23 protein-coding genes are annotated in these 22,361 nt (G+C 49.2%); 4 read left to right on the forward strand and 19 right to left on the reverse strand.

Going from position 1 to position 22,361, the window contains the following annotated elements; translation table 11 throughout:
• Positions 1 to 33: 33 nt before the first annotated feature.
• The 3 genes from NDK19_RS01725 to NDK19_RS01735 all read right to left on the reverse strand — a co-directional run bounded on the left by NDK19_RS01725 (position 34) and on the right by NDK19_RS01735 (position 2,109).
• Positions 34 to 984, reverse strand: a complete 951-nt coding sequence (locus NDK19_RS01725; RefSeq protein ID WP_250630101.1) for a lipid A deacylase LpxR family protein — start codon at positions 982 to 984, stop codon at positions 34 to 36.
• Positions 985 to 1,003: 19 nt separating this feature from the next.
• Positions 1,004 to 1,795: an ion transporter gene (locus NDK19_RS01730; protein WP_250630102.1), complete on the reverse strand. Its 792-nt coding sequence runs from the start codon at positions 1,793 to 1,795 to the stop codon at positions 1,004 to 1,006.
• Positions 1,796 to 1,956: 161 nt separating this feature from the next.
• A complete protein-coding gene (locus NDK19_RS01735) occupies positions 1,957 to 2,109 on the reverse strand; it encodes a hypothetical protein (RefSeq protein ID WP_250630103.1) in 153 nt (50 codons plus the stop codon).
• A gap of 125 nt (positions 2,110 to 2,234) precedes the next feature.
• Between NDK19_RS01735 and hutH the strand changes: the two genes are divergently transcribed.
• Positions 2,235 to 3,797 (forward strand): histidine ammonia-lyase, encoded by a 1,563-nt coding sequence (hutH, locus tag NDK19_RS01740; RefSeq protein WP_250630104.1) that lies wholly within the window; start codon positions 2,235 to 2,237, stop codon positions 3,795 to 3,797.
• Here hutH and NDK19_RS01745 read toward each other — a convergent pair whose 3' ends face one another.
• A complete protein-coding gene (locus NDK19_RS01745; RefSeq protein ID WP_250630105.1) occupies positions 3,798 to 4,190 on the reverse strand; it encodes a DoxX family protein in 393 nt (130 codons plus the stop codon). It lies immediately after the preceding gene.
• A gap of 110 nt (positions 4,191 to 4,300) precedes the next feature.
• On the opposite strand from NDK19_RS01745, the gene NDK19_RS01750 reads away from it, so the two are divergent.
• Both NDK19_RS01750 and NDK19_RS01755 read left to right on the forward strand, forming a co-directional pair.
• A complete protein-coding gene (locus tag NDK19_RS01750) occupies positions 4,301 to 4,636 on the forward strand; it encodes a DUF3276 family protein (protein ID WP_250630106.1) in 336 nt (111 codons plus the stop codon).
• Between the two features lie 84 nt (positions 4,637 to 4,720).
• Positions 4,721 to 5,458, forward strand: coding sequence for a polyprenol monophosphomannose synthase (locus NDK19_RS01755; RefSeq protein WP_250630107.1), 738 nt, complete (start codon positions 4,721 to 4,723; stop codon positions 5,456 to 5,458).
• Between the two features lie 8 nt (positions 5,459 to 5,466).
• Here NDK19_RS01755 and hflX read toward each other — a convergent pair whose 3' ends face one another.
• The 11 genes from hflX to rfbC form a co-directional block, all read right to left on the reverse strand.
• Positions 5,467 to 6,687, reverse strand: coding sequence for a GTPase HflX (hflX, locus tag NDK19_RS01760; RefSeq protein ID WP_250630108.1), 1,221 nt, complete (start codon positions 6,685 to 6,687; stop codon positions 5,467 to 5,469).
• 20 nt (positions 6,688 to 6,707) lie between these two features.
• Positions 6,708 to 9,341, reverse strand: coding sequence for a DNA mismatch repair protein MutS (gene mutS, locus NDK19_RS01765; RefSeq protein ID WP_250630109.1), 2,634 nt, complete (start codon positions 9,339 to 9,341; stop codon positions 6,708 to 6,710).
• Positions 9,342 to 9,392: 51 nt separating this feature from the next.
• Positions 9,393 to 10,106 (reverse strand): RluA family pseudouridine synthase, encoded by a 714-nt coding sequence (locus tag NDK19_RS01770; RefSeq protein WP_250630110.1) that lies wholly within the window; start codon positions 10,104 to 10,106, stop codon positions 9,393 to 9,395.
• Positions 10,107 to 10,128: 22 nt separating this feature from the next.
• Positions 10,129 to 11,421: an outer membrane beta-barrel protein gene (locus NDK19_RS01775; protein WP_250630111.1), complete on the reverse strand. Its 1,293-nt coding sequence runs from the start codon at positions 11,419 to 11,421 to the stop codon at positions 10,129 to 10,131.
• The gene (locus NDK19_RS01780; RefSeq protein ID WP_250630112.1) at positions 11,396 to 11,974 is read right to left on the reverse strand and encodes an RNA polymerase sigma factor; all 579 of its coding nucleotides are present in this window, start codon (positions 11,972 to 11,974) and stop codon (positions 11,396 to 11,398) included. Before NDK19_RS01780 ends, NDK19_RS01775 begins: the two co-directional genes overlap by 26 nt.
• A 267-nt stretch (positions 11,975 to 12,241) precedes the next feature.
• A complete protein-coding gene (locus NDK19_RS01785; RefSeq protein WP_250630113.1) occupies positions 12,242 to 15,364 on the reverse strand; it encodes a M1 family metallopeptidase in 3,123 nt (1,040 codons plus the stop codon).
• A 270-nt stretch (positions 15,365 to 15,634) separates the two neighbouring features.
• Entirely contained in the window at positions 15,635 to 16,006 is a 372-nt protein-coding gene (locus NDK19_RS01790) for a type II toxin-antitoxin system VapC family toxin (protein WP_250630114.1), read from the reverse strand.
• Complete coding sequence (locus NDK19_RS01795; protein WP_250630115.1) at positions 16,003 to 16,245, reverse strand: hypothetical protein; 243 nt, start codon at positions 16,243 to 16,245, stop codon at positions 16,003 to 16,005. Before NDK19_RS01795 ends, NDK19_RS01790 begins: the two co-directional genes overlap by 4 nt.
• A 23-nt stretch (positions 16,246 to 16,268) precedes the next feature.
• Positions 16,269 to 17,381 (reverse strand): methylmalonyl-CoA mutase family protein, encoded by a 1,113-nt coding sequence (locus tag NDK19_RS01800; protein ID WP_250630116.1) that lies wholly within the window; start codon positions 17,379 to 17,381, stop codon positions 16,269 to 16,271.
• Positions 17,382 to 17,496: 115 nt separating this feature from the next.
• Positions 17,497 to 18,243, reverse strand: coding sequence for a glycosyltransferase family 2 protein (locus tag NDK19_RS01805; RefSeq protein ID WP_250630117.1), 747 nt, complete (start codon positions 18,241 to 18,243; stop codon positions 17,497 to 17,499).
• Positions 18,244 to 18,253: 10 nt separating this feature from the next.
• Positions 18,254 to 18,805, reverse strand: a complete 552-nt coding sequence (rfbC, locus tag NDK19_RS01810) for a dTDP-4-dehydrorhamnose 3,5-epimerase (protein ID WP_250630118.1) — start codon at positions 18,803 to 18,805, stop codon at positions 18,254 to 18,256.
• 77 nt (positions 18,806 to 18,882) lie between these two features.
• On the opposite strand from rfbC, the gene NDK19_RS01815 reads away from it, so the two are divergent.
• Entirely contained in the window at positions 18,883 to 19,875 is a 993-nt protein-coding gene (locus tag NDK19_RS01815; protein WP_250630119.1) for a cation diffusion facilitator family transporter, read from the forward strand.
• Positions 19,876 to 20,042: 167 nt separating this feature from the next.
• Here NDK19_RS01815 and NDK19_RS01820 read toward each other — a convergent pair whose 3' ends face one another.
• From NDK19_RS01820 to NDK19_RS01835, 4 genes are all read right to left on the reverse strand, one after another.
• Positions 20,043 to 20,369, reverse strand: a complete 327-nt coding sequence (locus NDK19_RS01820) for a helix-turn-helix domain-containing protein (protein WP_250630120.1) — start codon at positions 20,367 to 20,369, stop codon at positions 20,043 to 20,045.
• Between the two features lie 4 nt (positions 20,370 to 20,373).
• Entirely contained in the window at positions 20,374 to 20,715 is a 342-nt protein-coding gene (locus NDK19_RS01825; RefSeq protein WP_250630121.1) for a type II toxin-antitoxin system RelE/ParE family toxin, read from the reverse strand.
• 150 nt (positions 20,716 to 20,865) lie between these two features.
• A complete protein-coding gene (locus NDK19_RS01830) occupies positions 20,866 to 21,252 on the reverse strand; it encodes a DUF983 domain-containing protein (RefSeq protein WP_250630122.1) in 387 nt (128 codons plus the stop codon).
• A 70-nt stretch (positions 21,253 to 21,322) separates the two neighbouring features.
• On the reverse strand, positions 21,323 to 22,312 hold the full coding sequence (locus NDK19_RS01835) for an isoaspartyl peptidase/L-asparaginase family protein (protein WP_250630123.1): 990 nt from the start codon (positions 22,310 to 22,312) through the stop codon (positions 21,323 to 21,325).
• Positions 22,313 to 22,361: the final 49 nt, after the last annotated feature.

The following is a 22,361-nucleotide window of genomic DNA, read 5'->3' on the forward strand; positions in this document are numbered from 1 at the left end:
TTAAGCCAAATTATTTCATTTGCAAGTTTTCGCTCAAAAGCGTAGAGTCAGTTCAGTATTTGCCCAGTTATGAAGCAATGCCCCCCGAAATTCAGGGCTTGCCAATACGTGGAACAGTCCGATGCCAAACTTGCCGTGCGCAATCAAAAAACCGCTTTTCACCAGTCCCATTGCCATATTCATTTGCCGCCAAGGTTGGGCAAAGCGATTTTGCAACCCGAAATATCCGCCTTGCAAGGTGGCATCGTAGGCACGCAGTACAACCTGTGGATTAACAAATACATACGCCTGCAATCCTTCGCCTGCACGGGCTTTGGAAGCAAGTATCCAATGTTCATCAAACGGTATTAATTGCCCGAAGCGATAGTAGAGACCGGCTCCTGCGGCAACTTGCAGCAGCCCTGCCGAACCGATTGCCTGCCAACGCAATTCAGAACTTTTGCGCAAACGCAGCTCTTTTTCGTACAGGTAATTGCCTTGTACAAACAAGGCCTGCCCCAACTGATTGCCCCATCCCTGTACCTGAACGGCAGGCGTAATGCGGTGAAATGCCTTTTGTATGGCTTCTCCGAGCGAAGCTGCGCCCATAACGCCGACCTGAATGGAAACCGATTCTCGTATTTGTTTTTCAGAATTGGCCGCTACCCTGAAAACACCTGCCGAAAGATGTGCGGCATAGGGTCGGTCATCCAATAGGAAATCGCTGTTTTTCAAGTCGTTGGGCGTAAAAATATGCTGCTGTATCGCAATTCCTTGCCAAGCAGTTGTACTGTTCTTACTGAATGGCGTAAGCCTGTGCAACGGAAGTTTGTTAAATACGGGTGCTGCATAAGCCAGTTGCAGCCCGCTGGTATAATAGCGGTCGGTTTGAAAAAACACATCGTTGGCAGCACCGAAGTGTACGTAATGGTCATTCGGCTGAGCCAAAGTAACGGTAGCAAAAACTGAAAGACAGGCGCACAACAGCCCGAAAAACGTTCTCATCAAAATCAGCAAGTGTGGTTTAGTGGTGTTCACTGCCTATTTCTTTGCCGCAGTGCGGACAAATTTGCGCCTTCTTTTTGGTTTTCTTGCTCAACTCTTCGGAAAAGCCGGAAGCAAGCAAACCGGCAGGCAGAGCAAAAAGCCCCACACCGATAATGGCAATCATGCCGCCCAGAAATTTTCCCAAGCCCGTAACCGGATATACATCACCGTAGCCTACGGTTGTCAGCGTAGCAATGCCCCACCACATTGTTTTGGGGATGCTGGAAAACTGCTCCGGTTGTGCATCGTTTTCAATATAATACATAAACGTGGAGGTAATCAGCAGCATGAAGAACATCAAAATAGTAGAAACGGTCAGTTCTTCTTTGCGGTCTTTGAGCACGGTCGTAATCAGTGAAAGTGCCTTTACATAGCGCACGATTTTGAAAATTCGGAAAATACGCAGCACCCGCAGAATGCGCAACAGGCGCAAATCAACTCCCAGAAAGGGCAAATAGAACGGTACAATTGCCAACAAATCAATTATCGGCAGTGGTTGTACGGCATAACGCAGGTTGCCCGTAAACGGCTTCCCGTAAGCAGGGTTTTCGTTGGCTGTCCACAGGCGCAGTACGTATTCAACGGAAAATATTGCCACGGAAAACACTTCAAATCCGTTGAAAAAATGCTCATATGCATTGCGTATTTCTGCTTCCGACTCGAGCACAATGGCGATTACATTGGTGCTAATCAGCACAATCAGCATCACATTCACCACACGACCGAGTGCGCCTGCACCCGACAGTACTTCGTACACATATTTTTTCATGGCTGCCCCCTGAATTTCTTGGTGTGAAAGCAGTTACAAGGTATGAAATCGCAGCCATTTGTGCACCTTCCGTAGGGCAACAAAAAGCCCTCAACAGTTTTCCTGCCGAGGGCTTTTCATTACACTTTGCGCAAAATGTACGTGAGAAATGCGGATGCCGATTAGGCTTTTTTCGCTGCAAATGATGCTTTGATAGCTTCAATATCTACATTCTTAATCGCAGGCAGCTTAGTGAGCAACTTAATGTCTTTGATACGTTGGTTTGCAGCATTAGAATTGCGTCTGTCTTTCCGCTTCAATCTGGTAACACCCATGGTTGTAACGATTTTAATGAGGCGCAAATGTAGCTCATTTTTAGCTTTCCGCGTATTTTTGAGCGATTTTTTTATCCCGCCATTGTTTTAGCCGTTATATTTTCCAATCAACACATCCCAACACTATGTCTTTTTTTCGTTTTGGTGAAGATACGCTCACCCCTTCCATCGCGCTTCAAATAGCTCGCGGAACCTGCAAAGGAATTATTTCGGAAACCGTTCGCCGGAAAGTGGTCGCCAGCCGCGCAGCCGTGGACAGTATGGTAGCTGCCGAGAAGGTAATCTACGGCATCAACACAGGCTTTGGCCCGCTTTGTACCACCATCATTTCCCCCGAGCAAACAGCCTTGCTGCAATTCAACCTGTTGCGCAGCCACAGCGTAGGCGTAGGCGAACCCCTCGCCGACGATATCGCCAAACTGATGCTTATTCTGAAAGCACATTCGCTGGCTATGGGCTTTTCAGGTATTTCCATGCAAGTAATTGAGCGGATTTTGCTGCACATAGAAACCAATGCGATTCCGTTAGTGCCTTCGCAAGGGTCTGTCGGGGCTTCGGGCGACTTGGCACCGCTGGCGCATCTGTTTCTGCCGCTGGTTGGGCTGGGGCATGTCAGGTGGCAAGGCAAAACGCTGCCCGCCGAGGAGTGGTTGCAAACCATGCAACTGCCACCAATACAATTGCAGGCAAAAGAAGGACTGGCGCTCATCAACGGCACACAGTTTATTGCCGCCCATGCCGTAAAAGTGGTGGAGCAACTGCACAATTGTTTGGATAATGCCGATATCATCGGTGCTATGACGCTGGAAGGCGTACTTGGCTCGGTCAGCCCTTTTGAGGAACAACTGCACCTCATCCGCCCCTTTGCAGGCACACAACATGTAGCTTATCGCCTGCGCACGCTGCTGAAAGATTCGCCGATGGTGGCCTCCCACGCCAACTGCGGCCGCGTGCAAGACCCCTACTCCATCCGTTGCATGCCACAGGTACACGGCACTTCGCGCAACGCATGGCTGCACCTGAAAGAAATGGTCATTACGGAAATTAATTCCGTAACCGACAATCCCATTATTCTGGATAGCGAACGCGCCATTAGCGGCGGCAACTTCCACGGTCAGCCGCTGGCATTGCCTTTGGACTATGCCACGCTTGCCGCAGCCGAATTAGGCAACATCTCCGACCGCCGCACCTATCTGCTGCTCGAGGGGCCTGCCAGTCTGCCCGTGCTGCTGATGCGCAATACGGGCATCAATTCAGGTTTTATGATTCCGCAATACACCTCTGCTGCTTTGGTAAGCGAAAATAAATCGCTGTGCTTCCCTGCAAGTGCCGACAGCATCCCGACCTCTCTTGGGCAGGAAGACCATGTGAGCATGGGCAGCATCAGCGGTCGCAAAGCACTGAAAGTGATTGAAAATCTGGAAAATATTTTGGCCATAGAACTCCTCTGCGCAGCGCAGGCATTTGATTTCCGCCGTCCTTTACATTCCACCCCACTGCTGGAAGCCTGCCATGAACTGGTGCGCAGCCGAATAGACCACGCCGAGAGCGACCGGTTATTCTACAACGATATTTTGCAGGCGCAGGCCATTGTTCGGGAACAATGGCTGCCGCAAACAGTAGCAGCCACCGCACAGGAGCGGCAAATCCCGTTGGAAAGCCCTTGGGAAACGCTGTTCAGTTGCTAATCATCGCTTGCGGACATACCATGCCCAACCTATGAGCAGCGGGTGGATAACAAGCAGGCGCACCCAAGCTACCCACGGCGGCACGCAAAGCCCTCCTGCCACACAACTTCCGATTTGGATGAAATAGACATGCGAAGGAATAAACGCAACAAGCAATGCAACAATGCCCCACGCAGCCCATTGCCTGAGTGGGGCTATTAACAGCCCGACACCCAGCACCACTTCGGCAACCCCGGCCATCACGTTAATGCGGTCAGGAAAGGGCAGATAGTCGGGTATCAGCGGCAAATAAAACTCCGGCATAACAAAGTGATTCAGCCCTGCCAAAGCAAAAAAAGCCGCCAGCAGATTGCGAGCTATATACCTTTTACTGTCTGTCCATTCATTACGCATGGGTTAAATTTAATGGGAACAGCGCAAAACTCTCCGTTTTTTTGCGCTGTTTTTTTGTATCATACAATAAAATGATATCTTTGGCAGCCAACCAAAAATGAATTAGGAACGTGGAAGACTTCAAAGAAAACGGTGAAATCTATTCTCAACGCATCAGAGCAGGAAAGCGGACGTATTTTTTTGACATCAAATCTACACGCAGTAATGACTACTACATAACCATTACTGAGAGCAAAAAAAGAGCAACTCCCGACGGTTTCGTTTTCGACAAGCACAAAATTTTCCTCTACAAAGAAGATTTCTTCAAATTTGCCGAAGCGCTGAATCAGGCAATTGACCATATCAAAAACGACCTGATGCCCGAAGTGGATTTCAGTCAGTTTGAGCAATCGGAAGTAGAGGAATCCCTTGACGGTCTTTCCGAAGACGGTTTGAAGTGGGACTAAGCACATCCGCCAAGCTAAGATTATACAGGCAGCATTTTGTTATTGTGCTGTAACTGTATTTTTTTGCAGAAAAATTAAGAAGCGGTGTCCGATTCACTCATCATCATTCCAACCTACAACGAACTTGAAAATATAGAGCCCATTATTCGCGCGGTAATGGGCTTGTCTTTTTTACCCGACCTGCTGATTATAGACGACGGCTCGCCCGACGGAACAGCCGACAAAGTGAAAGAACTGCAAAAGGAGTTCCCCGGCAGGCTGCATTTGGAACAACGCAAAGGCAAGTTAGGATTAGGCACGGCTTATATCCATGGTTTCCGCTACGCATTGGCGCGGCACTATGAGTATATTTTTGAAATGGATGCCGACTTCTCTCACAATCCCGAAGATGTGCCGCGTCTTTACAGTGCCTGTGCCGATGAAGGTTATGATTTGGCTATCGGTTCGCGTTATATCAATGGCGTAACGGTTATCAACTGGCCTATCGGGCGCGTACTGATGTCCTATTTTGCAAGTACCTACGTGCGCATGATAACAGGTATGGAAATTATGGACACCACTGCCGGTTTTAAATGCTACCGCCGTGCCGTGCTGGCCAATATAGAATTAGATAAAATCAAGTTTGTAGGCTATGCTTTCCAGATTGAAATGAAGTTCAATGCTTGGAAACTCGGCTTCAAAATCAAAGAAGTACCCATCATCTTCAAAGACCGCGAAAAAGGCGTTTCCAAAATGTCCAGCAAAATCTTCAAAGAAGCCTTTCTGGGCGTATTGCAAATCAAAATCCGCAGTTGGTTCCGCACCTATCACCGGAAAGCATAGCTCGACTCTTATCCCACAATTTCCCCTTTCAGATACTCCGGCATCAGGTCGCGGTTGAGGAAGTTCGGGTAGATGCTGAAATACTTTTTGGCAATTTCCTGCATCATCATTTGCCGCAGTTCGTCAATGTTGATTTTTTGCGCTGCCGAAATGAATACGGCACGCGGCATTCGGTTCAAATAAGTAGCTTTGAGTTGTTCCAAAGTTGGTTTGCCGCCGTGCTCTTCGAAAGGTGCGCCGTCTTCCAATTCGGGGTTTTGGTAAGCATCAATTTTGTTAAGCACCAAAATCACGGTTTTGTCGCCTGCCCCTATTTCGGCAAGCGTCTTGTTCACGACCTCAATCTGTTCTTCAAACGACGGGTGCGAAATATCCACCACATGCAGCAAAATATCTGCCTCTACGATTTCTGAAAGCGTGGATTTGAAACTTTCTACCAAGTGCGTAGGCAATTTGCGGATAAAACCGACCGTATCGGTCAGCAGGAACGGGATTTGGTCTATCACCACTTTGCGCACCGTAGCGTCCACGGTTGCAAAGAGTTTGTTTTCGGCAAAAACATCGGCTTTGGTGAGCAGGTTCATCAGCGTGGATTTGCCTACGTTGGTGTAACCCACAAGTGCCACGCGCACCATCGTTTCCCGCGATTTGCGCTGGGTTTCGCCCTGTTTTTCAATGCGATTGAGCTTTTCGCGCAGCAAAGCGATTTTATCGCGTACAATCCGTCGGTCGGTTTCCAGCTCGCTCTCACCCGGGCCGCCACGCACACCCACACCGCCCTGTTGGCGCGAAAGGTGCGTCCACATGCGCGTCAGGCGGGGCAGCATGTACTGCATTTGCGCCAGCTCTACCTGTGTGCGTGCCTGTACGGTCTTTGCCCGCAACAGAAAGATTTCAATAATGAGCATTGTGCGGTCTAAAATCTTGCACTTCAACTCTTTTTCCAAGTTGCGCATTTGCGAACTGCTCAACTCGTCGTCAAAAATGACCATCGTAGGCTTTTCTGCCTGCACAAATGCCTGAATTTCTTCCAACTTGCCTTTGCCCACAAAGGTGCGCGGGTGCGGACGCTCTAACTTTTGGCGAAATTTTTTCAGCGTGCGGATGCCCGCAGTTTCAGCCAAAAATTCCAACTCGTTCAAATATTCGGTTGCCTGCTCTTCGGTCTGTTTTTGGGTAACAACAGCCACCAGCACAGCCGTAGGCTGCACGGGGGCGGTATCTATCATTTTTTGCTTGTTTTTTTGCATCACTTGCCTAACAAATTCTTTATCTCGTTTAGTTTCAACAGCGCCTCAACGGGCGAAATGGTGTTGATGTCCAGTTGTTGCAGCATTTCTTTCACTTTGGCATAGTTGGGGTCGGCAGGTTCAAACATGCTCATCTGATAGACTTGCGGCTTGGGCACGCGGCTCATTTTTGCCTGTATCTGCTTGCGGTGGTGTTCGCGGGAACTGTCCTTTTCCAAATGCTGCATGATTTCATGAGCGCGAATGACCACCGAATTGGGCATGCCCGCCAACTGCGCCACGTGAATGCCGAAACTGTGCTCGCTGCCGCCGGGCATCAGTTTGCGCAGGAACACGACCTTGCCGCCCGTTTCTTTAACGGCTACGTTGAAATTTCGGATGCGCTCGTGTTCGGCTGCCAGCGCGTTAAGCTCGTGGTAGTGCGTGGCAAAGAGCGTCTTGGGGCGAAATTTCGGGTGATTGTGCAAATGCTCTACAATTGCCCAAGCAATGGAAATGCCGTCGTAGGTGCTTGTGCCGCGCCCGATTTCGTCCATAATCAGCAGGCTGCGCTCGCTGAGGTTGTTCAAAATACTTGCCGTTTCGGTCATTTCCACCATGAAGGTGCTTTCGCCGCGGGAAAGGTTATCGCTTGCCCCTACGCGGGTAAAAACCTTGTCCACCAATCCGATTTTGGCTTCGGCGGCAGGCACAAAACAGCCCATTTGCGCCATCAGCACAATCAGTGCGGTTTGTCGCAACAGAGCGGATTTACCCGCCATGTTCGGACCCGTGATGATGAGAATTTGCTGACTTTCAGTATCCAGAAAAATATCGTTCGGTACGTATTGCTCGCCCGGGGGCAACTGCCGTTCAATAACGGGATGCCTGCCCGCGCGAATATCAATTGCCTGATGTTCGCCGATGACAGGGCGCACGTAGCCGTTGGCAACCGATACTTCGGCAAACGACAGCAAACAATCCAACATTGCCAATATTTTGGCGTTTTGTTGAATGGGAAGTACATAATCGGCAGCTGCATTGACCAATTGCTGAAAAATCTGCACTTCCAATGCCGCTATTTTTTCCTCTGCCGTCAGGATTTTTTCTTCGTAAACTTTCAGTTCTTCGGTGATGTAGCGCTCGGCGTTGGCAAGCGTCTGTTTGCGAATCCAATCGGCAGGGACTTTGTCTTTGTGCGCATTGCTGACCTCAATGTAGTAGCCGAAAACCTTGTTGTAGTTGATTTTCAGAGAGTTAATCCCCGTTCGCTGTATTTCGCGGTCTAAGATTTGTTTGAGGAAATCCTTGCCCGAAAAGGCAATAGCCCGCAACTCGTCCAATTCGGGATGTACGCCCGGGCGGATGAGATTGCCTTGATTAATCAGCGCGGGCGCGTCTTCGTTGAGTTCCGCCCCGATTTTATCCAACAAAAATTGACAAGGGTTGAGTTGGTCGGCTAATTGTTTCCACACAGGCAAGCGCGCGTTTGACAAAAGCAACTTAACGGGCTGCACCTGCAAGAGCGAACGGCGCAGTTGCTGCAACTCTCGCGGATTGATGCGCCCCGCAGCCACTTTGGAAACCATGCGTTCCAAGTCGCCAATGGCGGCAAAATGGCGGCTCAACTGTTCGCGAAAGTCCTCATTTTCACCCAAGTAGGCTACGGCAGCCAAACGCTCTTCTATTTTTGCCTTGTTGGTCAGCGGCAGGGCAACCCATTTTTTCAGCAAGCGCGCCCCCATCGGTGTGCGGGTGCGGTCTAATATCTGAATCAGCGGGATGCCGCCCTCGTGTTGCGGATAAAGCAGTTCCAAATTGCGCACCGTGAAGCGGTCTAACCACACGTAGCCCTCTTCCTCAATGCGGCTGACAGATGAAATATGACGAATTTCTTTGTGTTCGGTGGCTTCCAGATAGTACAGTGCCGCACCTGCCGCCACAATTCCCTCGGGCAGATTTTCTATGCCGAAACCTTTGAGCGAAGCGGTTTCAAAGTGCCTCGTCAGTTTTTCGTAGGCATAGTCATACTGAAAAACCCAGTCATCTACGGGATAACTGCTGATTTTATCGGCAGCTCCCGTAGATACAAAATGTTCTTCCCAAATTTTTTTACAAGACTTGCTGAAAATAACTTCGGCAGGTGCAAAGTTTTGCAGCAACTTTTGTATGTGCGGCAAATTGCCTTGTGTTGTGAGAAACTCGCCCGTGCTGATGTCCAGAAACGCAATGCCGATGGCGTTGTTGCCGCCTGCAAGGTGCAGGGCGCAAAGGTAGTTATTGCGGCGCGTGTCCAACACTTGGTCGTGATAGGCAACACCGGGCGTAATCAGTTCGGTAACGCCGCGCTTGACCAAACCTTTGGCAAATCGGGGGTCTTCCAACTGGTCGCAAATGGCGACGCGCTCGCCTGCCCGCACCAATTTGGGCAAATAGTTGTCTAAGGCATGGTGCGGAAAGCCCGCCAAAGCCACTTCCGCCGCCGCGCCGTTGGAACGCTTGGTAAGCACAATATCCAAAATGCGGCTTGCCCGCACCGCATCTTCGCCGAAAGTTTCGTAGAAATCACCCACGCGAAACAGCAGCAGCGCACCTGGATACTTTCCCTTAAAGGCATTGTACTGTTGCATCAAGGGGGTTTCTTTTTGGCTCATGGGCGAAATTTGTGGTGAGTTGATGAGTAAAAAGCTACTGCAAAATCCAATTTACACATTCGCCCGCAACTGGCGCAGCAAGGCGGCAATATCTTTCGGATAGGGGGCTTCTACGCGCAGCGGCTCGCCGTTCAGGGCGGTAAATTCCAGCCCGAAGGCATGAAGTGCCACGCGGTTAATCAGCGGTTGCTCTTCGGTGAACTTTTTCAGATTGAAATTGCGCTTCAACTCGGAAAGGTACAATTTATGACCGCCGTACAGTTCGTCGGAAACAATGGGGGCTTTGAGGCAAGCCAAGTGAATGCGGATTTGGTGCATCCGCCCTGTCAGCGGCAGGCACTCTACCAGCGTATGCTTTTTGAAAACCTCTTTGGTGTAGAAAATCGTTTCGGCTTCTTTGCCTTCCTGCTTGTCTATGCGCACGCCGCCGCCCGAAGTTTGAGCAATGGGCATGTACACATCCACGCCGTCAAACTGATGGATGCCTTCCACTACCGCGTGATAGACTTTTTTCACTGCGCGGTCTTCAAACTGAATGGCAAGGTTGCGGTAGGCTTCGGGATTTTTGGCAATTGCCAGAATGCCGCTCGTTTCCTTGTCTAAGCGGTGGCAAACCTGTGCATCGCCCCAATAGGCTTTTGCCATGCGGATGATGCTTGTGGTGTCAATGGTTCGCTCGTCTAAGGTTGAGACGTAGGGCGGTTTGTTAATCAGGATGTAATCACTGTCTTCATGCAGGATTAAATCTTCAAATCGGATTTTCATGCGGCAAAGTTACGCCACTTGCCTAAAACTTATACAAAAGCCCGCCACCGAACGAAATCCACTGCGGATTCGCCTGTAAATGAGGGCTTTGATAAACGGAAGTCAGGCTGCGGCGATAATTGGCATCTACGTGAATGCCTACATGCGGGGTGATGTTGTAGAAAAGTCCCACACCTGCCAATCCGCTGATATTGAAGGGTTTGTAATTGCCGAATGTGTATTCTACGCCTTCCACGCGGCGGCTGCTGATATTGTGGCTCAAAGTCAAATCGCCTGCAATCCCTGCTGAAATCTGATAGCCGAATTTGCCTTCGGAAACGTAGGCTAATTGCAGCGGCACGCTCAGCATCTGCATATTGACCTCTATGCTGTTGGCTTTGGCGGCACTGCCTTGCAGGAATGGCGGCAAAATCAGTTCGGCGGAACTGTTGATGCTGTATGAGTTGCGTACGAAAGCCAGCCCCGAACGAATCGCCCACTTGCGACCGATGAAATATCCGCCGTCTATGTGCAAACTCACCGACTTTTTGTTGAAAAGGCTGTCGGTCAGGTCGTTATGAATAACGGAAGCCTCTGCATATTGCCCCACGATGAAGGGCGTAGGCTGCATATTGCTGACCCGCGAAAAACCCGGGTTGAAACTGTTTCCGCTAACCACTAAACCCACCCATCCGCGACGGGATGCCGCAGTTTTTTCAGCCGGCACATCTTCTGCCAAAAGGGCTGCAACCGCTGCTTTTTCAGGTGTTTTTGCATGGAAAGAATAGCCGCTTACGGGCAGCATTTGCAACTCTGCCAAAGGCAAGAAAGCAATTGCAGAGGACTTTGCGCCCTGTGTATCGGCTAAGGGAATCGCTGTTGCTTGTCGGCGCGCTGCACCTGCAATGACGGCTATGCGCTTGTTGGCTTCGCCCGTAACTTTTACATTGGAATTAACAACGGGCGGCTGGACGGCAGCCCCATCAGGATTGGCAAGTGCCGTTTGCGGCGCATCTTTTGCCGCTGCATGGTCTTGCGGTTGAGGAACGGCAACACTTGGGGTTGTCGTAACGGAAGGTTGAGTAGTCGTATTTTCAATAGCAACAGTGGTTTTGGGGGTAAAGTACGATTGATAGACAAAATAAGAAGTTGAAAGCGCAAATAAAGCAATAGCCGCCGCGATGCCAATTTGCTTCAGCCTTGGCATGACAATCAGGCGCGGCTTTTTAGCCACTTCTTTCTCAATCCGTTCCCAAACCTTATCTGAGGGAATCAGTTCGGCGTTTTCAAACGCATCCCTGAAAATATCCTCAAATTCTTTCCCTGTGCTTTTCATAGACCTTTTCCTCGTCTTTTGCCAGCATTTTTTGTATCAATGCTTTAGCCCTTGCGTATTGCGACTTTGATGTTCCTTCAGAAATGCCCAACATTTCTGCAATTTCGTTATGCTTATAGCCCTCTATGGCATACAGGTTGAAAACCGCCTGATAGCCGGGCGATAATTGCTGAATGATTGCCAACAGTTCTTTAAAGTCGTAGGACTGGTCTGCAAAGACTTCGGATGCAGGCTCTTCCACCATGTCATCTACATCGTCCATGTGCATTTTGTCAAGGATGCGCCGATTCTGTTTGAGCGCCGTGTTGATAACGATGCGCTTAATCCAGTAATCAAGGGTAGAATCCTTTTTGAAGTTTTCTATAGCCCCAAAAACCTTGACAAAAGACTCTTGCAAAATGTCTTCGGCTTCAAAGGTGGTTTTGGAATAGCGCAGCGCGACTACATACATTTTTTTGTAAAAACGTTCGTATAGAAGCCGCTGTGCCGTACCATTGCCTTTGGCGCACATTTCAATCAGCTTTTCTTCCGTCCATTCTTTCGGCTGCATCATTGTGTAGTCGTCAGGTTAATGGTGAGAAGAATTGCTGCTCGTTCAAAAGACCCCGCAAGACGTAGATTCGTTGCATGGTACAACAAAGATTTTTTTGAGTGAACGTAGCGGTTTGCTGAATATTCGCGGTAAAAATTGCCGATTGTCGGCCTGCAAACGTTGTCGGAAAAACAATGACTGTTTCGGTGGCAAGGGGTGTTGAAGACTTTTCAGGGGTTTGGTTCAACCATAAGGATGTAATTTTTCAGTCCAAAGATACAAAAAAAGCTATAAAGACCTACCGATACCCAAAATAAATCTGTTGAGGTTCAAGTAGCGCCCTTCCAAGGGTCGGTTTGCCCAAAAGGGAACATCGCAGCGCAAAATAACGGGCTTCGTTGCGCGATACTCGCCGCCCAAATTGAGCGTAATGTATGCACCTAACCCTGCATCAGCCAGCCATTCGCCCCGATTGAGGCGACTATACAACAGCCCGCCATCGGCGAAAAGGTAACTGTTTACTTGGATGTAGTGTTTTAGTTTTTTTGAACGAACGGCAATTAGTTTACTGAAATCCCACTCTGCATTGGCGCTGATGCCGTGCCTGCCGATGAACGAACGCCGCAACGACCCGAAAGATTGCGGGGCAAAACCGCGAATGTTCATGCCGCCTGCCATGTGCAGCCTGTTCCACTCGCTGTCTTCGGTAATGAAAAACAAGGGCGAAAAAACAGCGGCTTCCGTGAAGCGGTTGCTCAACAGTTGTTCGGGGTTTGCGCCTGCCGCGTACAAATCGGACTCAAAATGCAGCAGCGAACCTTGCGTAAAGCGTGCATAGCCGCGCAGCCGCAAGTCCGATTTTTTGCCCGTAACGGTGTGTTTCCATTCGGCTTCCAAATAGCCGTAATTGTCGGGCGTTACCCAAAATGGGCTACGCAAGAGCAGTTTTGCCTGCCCGTTGCTTTTGCTTTTTTGATAAAAGCGCGTCAGGGAAGTATTCAGCGTGCTGTTGGCAACGCCCGTGCGCCAAAAAGCGGGATAAATTAAATAATTGCGGTCTGTTTCGGCAGGGCGATAGAGCAACAACTGGTTGATTTCCAGCAGGTAGTAGTTGGGGTTGTATTGGTCGCGGCGGCGGATGATGCGCGAAATTCCGATTTGATGTCGGTAAATGCCGGCGTTCCATTTGGCGTTCAGGTGTTGCTGCCAGCGGGGCATCAGGGGCAGATAGTAGCCGTTGATGCTCACCTGCGCCGACCAGGGGCGATGAAACGGGCGCTGCCCTTCGGGAATGTTGTTTTGCAGCAGCCCCGTATTCCACCAAAAGGCGACCAACCAGTTTTTTCTGCCGTCAAAATAATCGCCCGAAAGCCGTGCGCCTATCTGAAAGCCGTCGTAGTTGTTGTACCAAGGGTCGGGGCGCCAGAAATATTGCCAACCGCGCCAATAGGGCAGGTTTTTCACCTTGTGTTCCCATTGAAGGGGGGGCAGTTTGCGCTGCCAAATGTTGTTGCTGCGGTCAATATCGGCAAGGGTTTGCGAAGTGTCTATCTCGGCGCGAATCGGCGGTACTTCTAACCGAACGGTGGCGGTATAGCGACGGTTCAATACGCTGCCCCAGCCCGTCCATTTGGGCAAAACGGTTGCCTCGGTCGGTTTTTGAAACCAATCGTTGGGAATGTGAAAATTTTTTACTTCGCCGTTGCGCAGGGTGATGCTGATGTCCAAAGGCATTTGCATCTCGCCTTTTCGGGTGAGTTCCAAGCGGTATTCGCCCGATTTTTTGCCTTTGCGCAAGCCCGTAAGGGCGTAATCGGTAGTTTTGACGGTTTCCAACCATTGGTCAAAAAACCAGTTGAGGTTTTGCCCCGTGGTGGCAATGACGCTTTGGCGGAAATCTTCGGGATAGGGATGTTTGAACTTCCAACGCTGCACATAGTCGGCAATGGCGCGGTAGAAAAGTTCATCGCCCAGCACATAGCGCAACTGCATGAGCATCGTACCGCCTTTGGAATAGGCAAGCCCGTAGCCGCCCGTTTGCCCGATGCCGCCGTTGAAATCGTTGGAATGAGTGTTCAGCGGCTTGTCAAAACCCTGATGAACGGCATCCAAATACGGATACAGCAGCCGCGCATAGCCGAAGTTGTAGGGCTGCAAACGGCGCGTAACGGATTTGTTTTTCACACTCTGCGGCACTTCTTTGCTGCCGTAGAGTTGTTCCAACATCCAAACCGTCAGAAATTCGGCGAAACCTTCGTCCATATAGGCGCGGTAGGTTTCGTTGTTGGCAAGCATCCCGTAGAACCATTGGTGCGCCAACTCGTGCGCAATCAACCCGACATTGCCCGGATAAAAGCCGTTGACAATTGCCATCATGCCATACTCGGTGCCGTCTTGCGCATCGGCAACCACTAAGGAAGGGTATTCATACGCGCCGAAGCGTTCGCTGTACAGGCGCATCATCAGTGCTACAAGCCCGGGGATTTCCTGCCAGCGGGCGGCATGAGGTTCGCGTGCCAGCACCTGAATTTTCGTGCCGCGCAGTATCACCTCGCCGATGCGGTAGGTCGGGTCGGCAGTGAAGGCGAAATTATGCACGTTCCGCGCCGAAAAATGCCACGTTTTGGTTTTTCCGTTTTCTTCGGCAACAATAACGGAAGGCTTTTCATAAAGCGGCTTGTTCTTGAAATTGCTCAATTGCAGTCGCTTTTTGAGGGCAGGCGGCAGCACTTCGGCTTCGTTTATCAACAAACCCGTCGCCCCGACGATATACTGTTGCGGCAGGGTAATTTGCACGTCAAAATTGCCAAACTCGGCGTAGTATTCTTTGTCCAAATGTTGCGGCGTATGCCAGCCATAGCGGTCAAAAACGCACACAACGGGATACCAATGCACGGCGTTGTAGTGTTTCACGCCGTATTGGCGAAACATTTTTTGTCGGCGGCGCATCGTTCCCCCGTCGTCAAAGAAGGTGCGAAAGCGGATTTTTACCTGCAAAGAGTCGCCCGAAAGTAAAGGTCGGTTCAGGCGCACTTCCATAATGGTGTTGTCTATGACGTACTGCACAGAGTCGCCGTTGACGCGCAGCCCGTCTATGAGTGTGCCCAAACCTGCCGCCTCGTTCGTGCCGAAACGCACGGGCGCACGGTTGGCTTGGTAGAGGTGATGGTAGTAAGATTCGGGTTGGAAAGCATTCGCATAGAGGTGAAAATACAACCTGTCTAAGGTGTGCGGCGAACGATTGTAGTAAGTCAGCGTTGCCTCTGCCATGATGCAGCCGGCACGGTCGTCCAATTCGGCTGTTATTCGGTAGTCGGCTTGCTGCTGCCAGTATTCGGTCTGTCCGAAAGTTGAAGAAGCGATGAAGAAGAGCGTCAGCCACGCGCCCGTTAAAGAAATGATGCGATACATTGCCGCAAAGTTACAAGATGGCGGCGTAAGTAAGGAAAGTGGACTTCGGAAGTGCGGATTGGGGAAGGCGGATTTCGGATTTTTGGGGAATGAAGGATTTTATCCGTGAAATCCGCTAATATCCGTGAGCTGATGCAGTGCATTTAAATTTGTTCAACTGATTATCTGCGGGCTATCCATAGCAAAGGGTTCGCAGACCTTTTGCTATGGGTGGATTTGTAAAGCGATAATTGGGGATGAGATTTTTATTGCGGAAATGCAATCTGTTGGTTAATCAAACGGATTTATAACAGCAAGCCCTGCAATTTTGTTAAAATCCTTTACATTTCGCGTTGCCAGTGCCAGATTATGAGTCAATGCCGTAGCCGCAATAATTGCATCGGCAATTGTAATGCGATTCACTTGCCTAATATGAGCCGCTTGCCTGATAACGGTTGAATCAATTGGAAGATTATTGACCAGCGAAAAAAATTCTTCAAAAAAATCTTTATCCTCTTGGCTAAGTTTAGAAAAGCCAAGCACTTCTACGTATGAAAGCGCCGACACATAAAGTTCTTTGTCGGACAGCCATTCGGCTATCTTATCGTCGGTATCAGTAGCTGCATAGATGATAATATTGCTGTCTATCAATACCTTACTCATAGTTCACGGAAGGGCATGGGTCTGTCTTGCCGTTCTTCTGTTTGCCATTGAACAGCATCAGGAATTTGTTGCACCAAAACCTTGCGTTCGGCTATTTTTCGCAAAGCGGCAAGTGCTTTGGGGGTATCGGCTGCAACAGGTTTAGCCTCAAACTTTACCTGCAATCGCCGTAGTACCTGCTCTACGAATAACAACTCTTCGCGGTCTTTTACTTCAAGCGTAAACTGATACACAAACATGTTGCATCTTTGTTTTTACCAATTTACACCATTTTCCGAAAACCCGACCAAACGGCTTCCAGCATTTTTTCGGTGAGTTGTTCAATGTAGTAGGCACCTGCGGCGGGGTCTATGTTTTTGCCGAAATAGGCTTCTTCTGCCAAAATGTTGGAAACGTTGATGGCGATGCGCTGCCCGAAGCTGTCCACAGGCTCAATGCCTTTTTGGTGCGGGGTAACTTCCAGCGTGTTGCAGCCGCCAATGACCGCCGCCATTGCTTGTGTGGTGTTGGAAATCATGTTCCAATACGGGTCTTTTTGGTTGCGCTCGTTGATTTCAAAACCCGTGCAGGCGGCAATGTGCAACGCGGCAGGGCTGTAGTCGGGCACAAATTCGGCTGCCATTTCGGCAAAGAGCAGGCGAAAAGCCCGCATCCCCGCAATTTCGGCGAAGTAGCTGTTCGTAAGCGTATGGCTGACTGCCATGTGCGGCAACAAGGCGGCAGGCTGCGGGGCATGGTTCAACAGGCGATAGGCAGCGGCAAGAGCAGTTGCCCAGCGCGCACTAATGGTTTGCCCTGCGGTAGCTACAACGGCAATATGCAGCGAAGAGCCCCGCGCAACATCGGCAAGGGCAAGGTACAAATCATCCGAAGCGCCGATGATGTCCAATCTGCCCGTGAGGTTTTCGCGGGCGTAGCCTTTGCCCTCGGCATAGGCAATGTATCGCTGCAAAAAGTCCGCTGCCTCATTGGCGTTGAGCCGCCAACTGACCGCACAAAAAGGCAGCATGATTTCGGCTAACAGCGTTTCCAAGTTCACTTGTGCGGCTTTGCCCGCTATGTCAAACGCTATTTCGTTCACGTTGCGGTTCAGCATATCCAATGCCAAGGCATTGGCAGCCTTTTCGTCGGCTACCTCAACGAGCAGGCGGTTGCGCCAGTTTCTGCCGAAAGCATCGGTAGCGGCAACCATACTGTCGGTCAGGTAGGTTTCCCAAGCCGGTGCGGGCAAATCGGTAAAGAAAGATTCTATTTCAAAGCCGTCGGGCGTTTGCCAATTGAGTTTTTCGGCAAGGTCTGCACCTTTGAGTTCTTTCTTTGCCTGCGCTTCCCACGCGGAAAGGGGCTGCATCGGAAATTCGCTGAACAGGTTCATATATGATTGAGCGATTGAATTATTTGTTGATTGAGCAATTTAAAACAGAACGCGGACTTCGGGCGGATAACGCGGATTTTTGAATCCGAATTCCCGAATCCGAATTCCGAAATAATTACTTGTCCCCCAAAATATGCCATTTGGCAATGCCCATTTTGGCAAGCATGTAGCGGAAAGATACGCCCAGAACGCCTAACCCATACTCAATGCTGTTGCGCAAATTGATGGATGAGGCTTCGTCAAAATATTTGGTCGGGCAGGTAACTTCGGCTATCTCAAAGTTATGATAAAATATTTGTGCAATCATCTGATTGTCAAACACAAAATTATCCGAATTGCGCTCATAGGGCACGGTTTCCAACACCTTGCGCGAATAGGCACGATAGCCCGTGTGGTATTCCGACAACTTCTGATTCATCATCAGGTTCTGCGCCAGCGTCAGGAAGCGGTTAGAGATGTACTTGTACATCGGCATACCGCCTTTGAGCGCACCTTTGCCCAAAATCCGTGAGCCGAACACCACCGGATACAGCCCTTGCCCGATGATGGAAACCATCGCCGTAATCAGTTTGGGGGTGTATTGGTAGTCGGGGTGCAGCATCACCACAATGTCCGCACCTATTTCCAGTGCCTTGTTGTAGCAGGTTTTTTGGTTGCCGCCGTAGCCTTTGTTGCGCTCATGGCGAATAACGTGGCGGATACCCAACTTTTGGGCAAGTTCGGTGGTGTTGTCTTTGCTGGCATCGTCCACCAGCACCAATTCGTCCACAATATCAAAAGGAATTTCTTTGAGGGTGCGTTCTAATGTTTTTTCGGCATTATACGCCGGCATCACCACTACTACTTTCTGATTGAGATACATGTTTCAAAAGTTAAACCTGACCGACAAGCGACGCAAATAAGGGTTGCGTCTTGTCTTTGGCAGAAATAATTTGCAGTTCGGCAGGAATTTGCCAATCAATATTCAGTTGAGGGTCGTTATACAAAATGCCGCCTTCGTGCTGAGGGGCATAAAAATTGTCGCATTTGTAAAAAAATTCCGCCGTTTCGCTTAATACGGCAAAGCCGTGAGCAAAACCCCGCGGGATGAACAATTGCAGGCGGTTGGCTGCGGAAAGTTCAAGGGCGAAATGTTGCCCAAAAGTGGGCGATTCGGGGCGAATGTCTAAGGCTACGTCCAGCACCCGACCGCTCAGCACACGCACCAACTTTGCCTGTGCGTAGTCGCCGCGTTGGAAATGCAGCCCGCGAATTACGCCATAACCTGATTTAGACTGATTGTCCTGTACAAAGCGGACAGGATGCGCTAAGTGTTCTTCAAAAATCTGTTGATTAAAACTCTCAAAGAAATAGCCGCGTTCATCTTCAAATACACGCGGTTCAAAAATCCACAGACCGGGCAGCGGCGTTTCGCGAAAAGGCATTTTTTTGTTGATTTATGAAATGCTGCCGCAAAGGTAGGTAATTTTGAGCGCCCCTTGTATAGGTGGGTGTCTTAAACATGCAAACGTCTTTTCTTGTGCTTTCCAAAAAACAACTGCTGACTGCCGCGCTGATTGTCGGTTCTGCGCTTGCGTTAGTCAAATTTGTTGCCTATTACCTGACCTCATCCGATGCTATTTTTACTGATGCGCTGGAATCCATCGTCAATGTAGTGGCGGGGGCAGTAGCCTTATACAGCGTAACCATTTCCGCCAAACCCCGCGATAAGGGGCATCCTTACGGGCACGGCAAAATAGAGTTTCTCAGTTCGGGCTTTGAAGCAGTACTGATTATGCTGGCAGGCGCGGCAACCATCGGCAAAGCCATCTATGGGTTTTGGCAAACCGATACCATTGCTGCGTTGGATACAGGCATTGCCCTTACCGTTGTTACGGGCAGCATTAACTATGGCATGGGCTACTACCTGCGCAGGCAAGGGCGAAAAATGCACTCACCTTCGCTGCAAGCCGACGGCGAACACCTGATGAGCGACGGCTACACCAGTTTGGGGCTGATTATCGGCTTAGCACTGATTATCCTGACCGGTTGGGAATGGTTAGACGGCACTATGGCGATTATTTTCGGCGGACTGATTATTTGGAACGGCTGGCAAATATTCCGCCATGCTATTTCGGGGGTGATGGACGAAACCGACGAAGCACTGGCAACCGAAGTAATTGCCGTGCTGCAACAGGAACGTCGCCCCAATTGGATTGACGTACACAACCTGCGCATCATCAAATACGGCCCTCAACTGCACATAGACTGCCACCTGACGCTGCCATGGTACCTGAACGTAGAACAGGCGCATGACGAAGTAAAGGCAGTGGAAGACATTGTGAACGTAGCCATGGAAAACCGCGTGGAAATTTTCATTCACACCGACCCTTGCGTCAAAAGTTCTTGCGCGGTTTGCACCATTGCCGACTGTGCGGTCAGAAAAGCCGCATTTGTCAAAAAAATAGAATGGACAAAGGAAATCGTCATGCAAAACAGCAAGCATGAGGTGTGAACTTTGAGGGATATGCAAAGATTTGCAAAAGTTTTTTGACCTTTTGTTCGGATAGGATTCAAACCGAATTGCCGGAAAAATCCAAAACTGTCAGCTAAAAATCAGTTCTATTTTAACCTCATCAACCCTCATTGTGGAAATGAGTATTGCATTGGTTCATTTCTCTATCAAGTAAGTCTAATGAACTTGTCTTCAAGTTTTACATTGAAGTGAATTTCTGCCTTCAATGCTTTAAACACTTTGATAATGGTATCAATTGTTGCACTGTTAGCACTGCTTTCAAGTTTTGAAATCTGAGATTTTTGAACGCCAACAAGTCGGCCTAATTCCTCCTGTGTAAGGTTTCTTTCTTGTCTGACGGCCTTAATCATTTTTCCTAAAACATCCATGCGAAGTTCATACTCGTATTCATCACGCTCTTGTGTTCCAATTTTACCGATGTACTTATCCTTCATCTCGGCAAGTGTGTACGTTTTTAGCTCTTTGGGGGGCATACAATTACTTTTTTTGTTTGTTGCTGAAATACTTATCTCTCAGTCTTACAGCTCGGTCAATTTCGTTTAATGGTACCTTATCAACCTTTTTTATAAAACCATGAGTTGCTATCACCAAAGTTTCTTTACCGTCTGTTTTGTCCCAAAATGCCAGCAACCTGATTTGGCTGCCTGCGAACCTTGTCCGAAACTCCCAAATATCATTTTGCAGTTTCTTAAAAAGTTTGGGGTCATTGGTTTGTTCTGCAAGGTCAATATTGTAAAGGATTTTCCTGATTGCCTTGGGGTTTAGTTGTGAAATAAACTCATCGGCTTCTTCTAAAAATCTGGTCTCAAAGTACCTCATCTACTACTCTTGTGTAACGATACAAAAATGCAACAGGTTTCTAAATTTGGAAACATTTTTTGTATTTAACATGCCTGATTATGCTAAAAAAGCAGCAGCCCGTACTTATACGAACTACTGCTTTTTATGTAAGGCATTGATTAACAGCAACTAGTGCTCTTCTGCCGCTTCGCCTTTGTATTTTACGCCGCCGAAGAAGTAAAGCATCATAATCCGCGAATAGCGGAAATTGACGGGAATCATCAGCAGCACTGCCACCACTACCGAACCGATGAATACACTCAAACTGGCCTTCGGATACAAAATATTGATGGCGGTAAAAACCGTAATAATGGTAGCCACGCTAATGGCATAGCCCACATACATGGCACCGTAGAAAAAGCCCGGCTCTATTTCAAACTTAAAGCCGCAAACCGGACAGTTTTTATGCATCTCCGTAAACTTGGTCGGATTGAAGATGCTGTATTTGTACATGTTTCCTTTGCGACAGCTGGGGCATTTGCCCTGTGCCAATGCTTGCCAATAATTTAATGCCATAGCTGATTGAGATTATTTTGCAAAGTTCGCAAACTTATCAAAATTGCATGTAACAAAAGTAACATCGGGACTATTCTTTGTAAATCGCGATTTTCTTTTGCCCGTTGGTGTAGATGCAAGCGCGGTACATTCCTTCCGAATTGAACGGCATGGCGATATTGCCTTTGTTGTCTATGGCAATAATGCCGCCTTCACCACCCATTTTGACTAATTTTTTCATCACAACCTCATCGGCTGCTTTTTTAAGCGGCATTTTCTTGTAAGCCATCAGCGCGGAAATGTCATGTGCTACTACGGCGCGGATGAAGTATTCGCCGTGCCCCGTTGCCGAAACAGCGCAGGTTTCGTTATTGGCGTAGGTTCCCGCCCCAATGATGGGTGCATCGCCTACCCTGCCGTAGCGCTTGTTAGTCATGCCGCCGGTGGAAGTACCCGCGGCAAGGTTGCCGTATTGGTCTAAGGCCACGCAGCCGACCGTACCGAACTTGCGGTCTTTGATGAACGCATCTTCATCGGGCAACAGTTCGGGGCGGATGCGGCCTTCGCCGATGCTGTCGCGGGCTTTTACTTTCAGCCATTGCTGGTAGCGGCGCTCATCGCGGAAGTAGCTGTTGGGCACAATTTCCAGCCCCTGCTGTTCGGCAAAAGTTTCTGCCCCGCGTCCGGTCATCATCACATGTGGCGATTTCTGCATCACGGCAATAGCCGCCATAATCGGGTTTTTAATCGTTGTAACGCCTGCAATTGCACCTGCCGCTAATGTCTTACCATCCATTACGGAAGCATCCAATTCATTTTTTCCTTCGTTGGTGAACACTGCGCCCTTGCCTGCGTTGAACAGCGGCGAATCTTCCATGATGCGAATAGCGGTAGCAACAGCTTCCAGCGAAGTACCGCCTTTTTGCAAAATGGCATAGCCCGCTGAAACGGCTTCATCCAATTTGTCGGTGTATTGCTTTTCCAATTCGGGGGTCATGTTGGCTTTCAGAATAGTGCCCGCCCCGCCGTGAATGGCAATAGCAATGCGTTGTTGCGATTGCGCCATAAGGCCGGTTGCCATACAGCAACATGCCAGCATTATATAAACGATTTTCATATTACTTGTGGTT

The sequence above is a fragment of the Rhodoflexus caldus genome, from assembly GCF_021206925.1.
Classification (GTDB): domain Bacteria; phylum Bacteroidota; class Bacteroidia; order Cytophagales; family Thermoflexibacteraceae; genus Rhodoflexus; species Rhodoflexus caldus.

Coding starts and splice junctions, on each gene's coding strand:
- NDK19_RS01725 (WP_250630101.1), bottom strand. CDS start 984: ATGAGAACGTTTTTCGGGCTGTTGTGCGCCTGTCTTTCAGTTTTTGCT.
- NDK19_RS01730 (WP_250630102.1), bottom strand. CDS start 1,795: ATGAAAAAATATGTGTACGAAGTACTGTCGGGTGCAGGCGCACTCGGT.
- NDK19_RS01735 (WP_250630103.1), bottom strand. CDS start 2,109: ATGGGTGTTACCAGATTGAAGCGGAAAGACAGACGCAATTCTAATGCT.
- hutH (WP_250630104.1), top strand. CDS start 2,235: ATGTCTTTTTTTCGTTTTGGTGAAGATACGCTCACCCCTTCCATCGCG.
- NDK19_RS01745 (WP_250630105.1), bottom strand. CDS start 4,190: ATGCGTAATGAATGGACAGACAGTAAAAGGTATATAGCTCGCAATCTG.
- hflX (WP_250630108.1), bottom strand. CDS start 6,687: ATGATAGATACCGCCCCCGTGCAGCCTACGGCTGTGCTGGTGGCTGTT.
- mutS (WP_250630109.1), bottom strand. CDS start 9,341: ATGAGCCAAAAAGAAACCCCCTTGATGCAACAGTACAATGCCTTTAAG.
- NDK19_RS01770 (WP_250630110.1), bottom strand. CDS start 10,106: ATGAAAATCCGATTTGAAGATTTAATCCTGCATGAAGACAGTGATTAC.
- NDK19_RS01775 (WP_250630111.1), bottom strand. CDS start 11,421: ATGAAAAGCACAGGGAAAGAATTTGAGGATATTTTCAGGGATGCGTTT.
- NDK19_RS01780 (WP_250630112.1), bottom strand. CDS start 11,974: ATGATGCAGCCGAAAGAATGGACGGAAGAAAAGCTGATTGAAATGTGC.
- NDK19_RS01785 (WP_250630113.1), bottom strand. CDS start 15,364: ATGTATCGCATCATTTCTTTAACGGGCGCGTGGCTGACGCTCTTCTTC.
- NDK19_RS01790 (WP_250630114.1), bottom strand. CDS start 16,006: ATGAGTAAGGTATTGATAGACAGCAATATTATCATCTATGCAGCTACT.
- NDK19_RS01795 (WP_250630115.1), bottom strand. CDS start 16,245: ATGTTTGTGTATCAGTTTACGCTTGAAGTAAAAGACCGCGAAGAGTTG.
- NDK19_RS01800 (WP_250630116.1), bottom strand. CDS start 17,381: ATGAACCTGTTCAGCGAATTTCCGATGCAGCCCCTTTCCGCGTGGGAA.
- NDK19_RS01805 (WP_250630117.1), bottom strand. CDS start 18,243: ATGTATCTCAATCAGAAAGTAGTAGTGGTGATGCCGGCGTATAATGCC.
- rfbC (WP_250630118.1), bottom strand. CDS start 18,805: ATGCCTTTTCGCGAAACGCCGCTGCCCGGTCTGTGGATTTTTGAACCG.
- NDK19_RS01815 (WP_250630119.1), top strand. CDS start 18,883: ATGCAAACGTCTTTTCTTGTGCTTTCCAAAAAACAACTGCTGACTGCC.
- NDK19_RS01820 (WP_250630120.1), bottom strand. CDS start 20,369: ATGCCCCCCAAAGAGCTAAAAACGTACACACTTGCCGAGATGAAGGAT.
- NDK19_RS01825 (WP_250630121.1), bottom strand. CDS start 20,715: ATGAGGTACTTTGAGACCAGATTTTTAGAAGAAGCCGATGAGTTTATT.
- NDK19_RS01830 (WP_250630122.1), bottom strand. CDS start 21,252: ATGGCATTAAATTATTGGCAAGCATTGGCACAGGGCAAATGCCCCAGC.
- NDK19_RS01835 (WP_250630123.1), bottom strand. CDS start 22,312: ATGGCAACCGGCCTTATGGCGCAATCGCAACAACGCATTGCTATTGCC.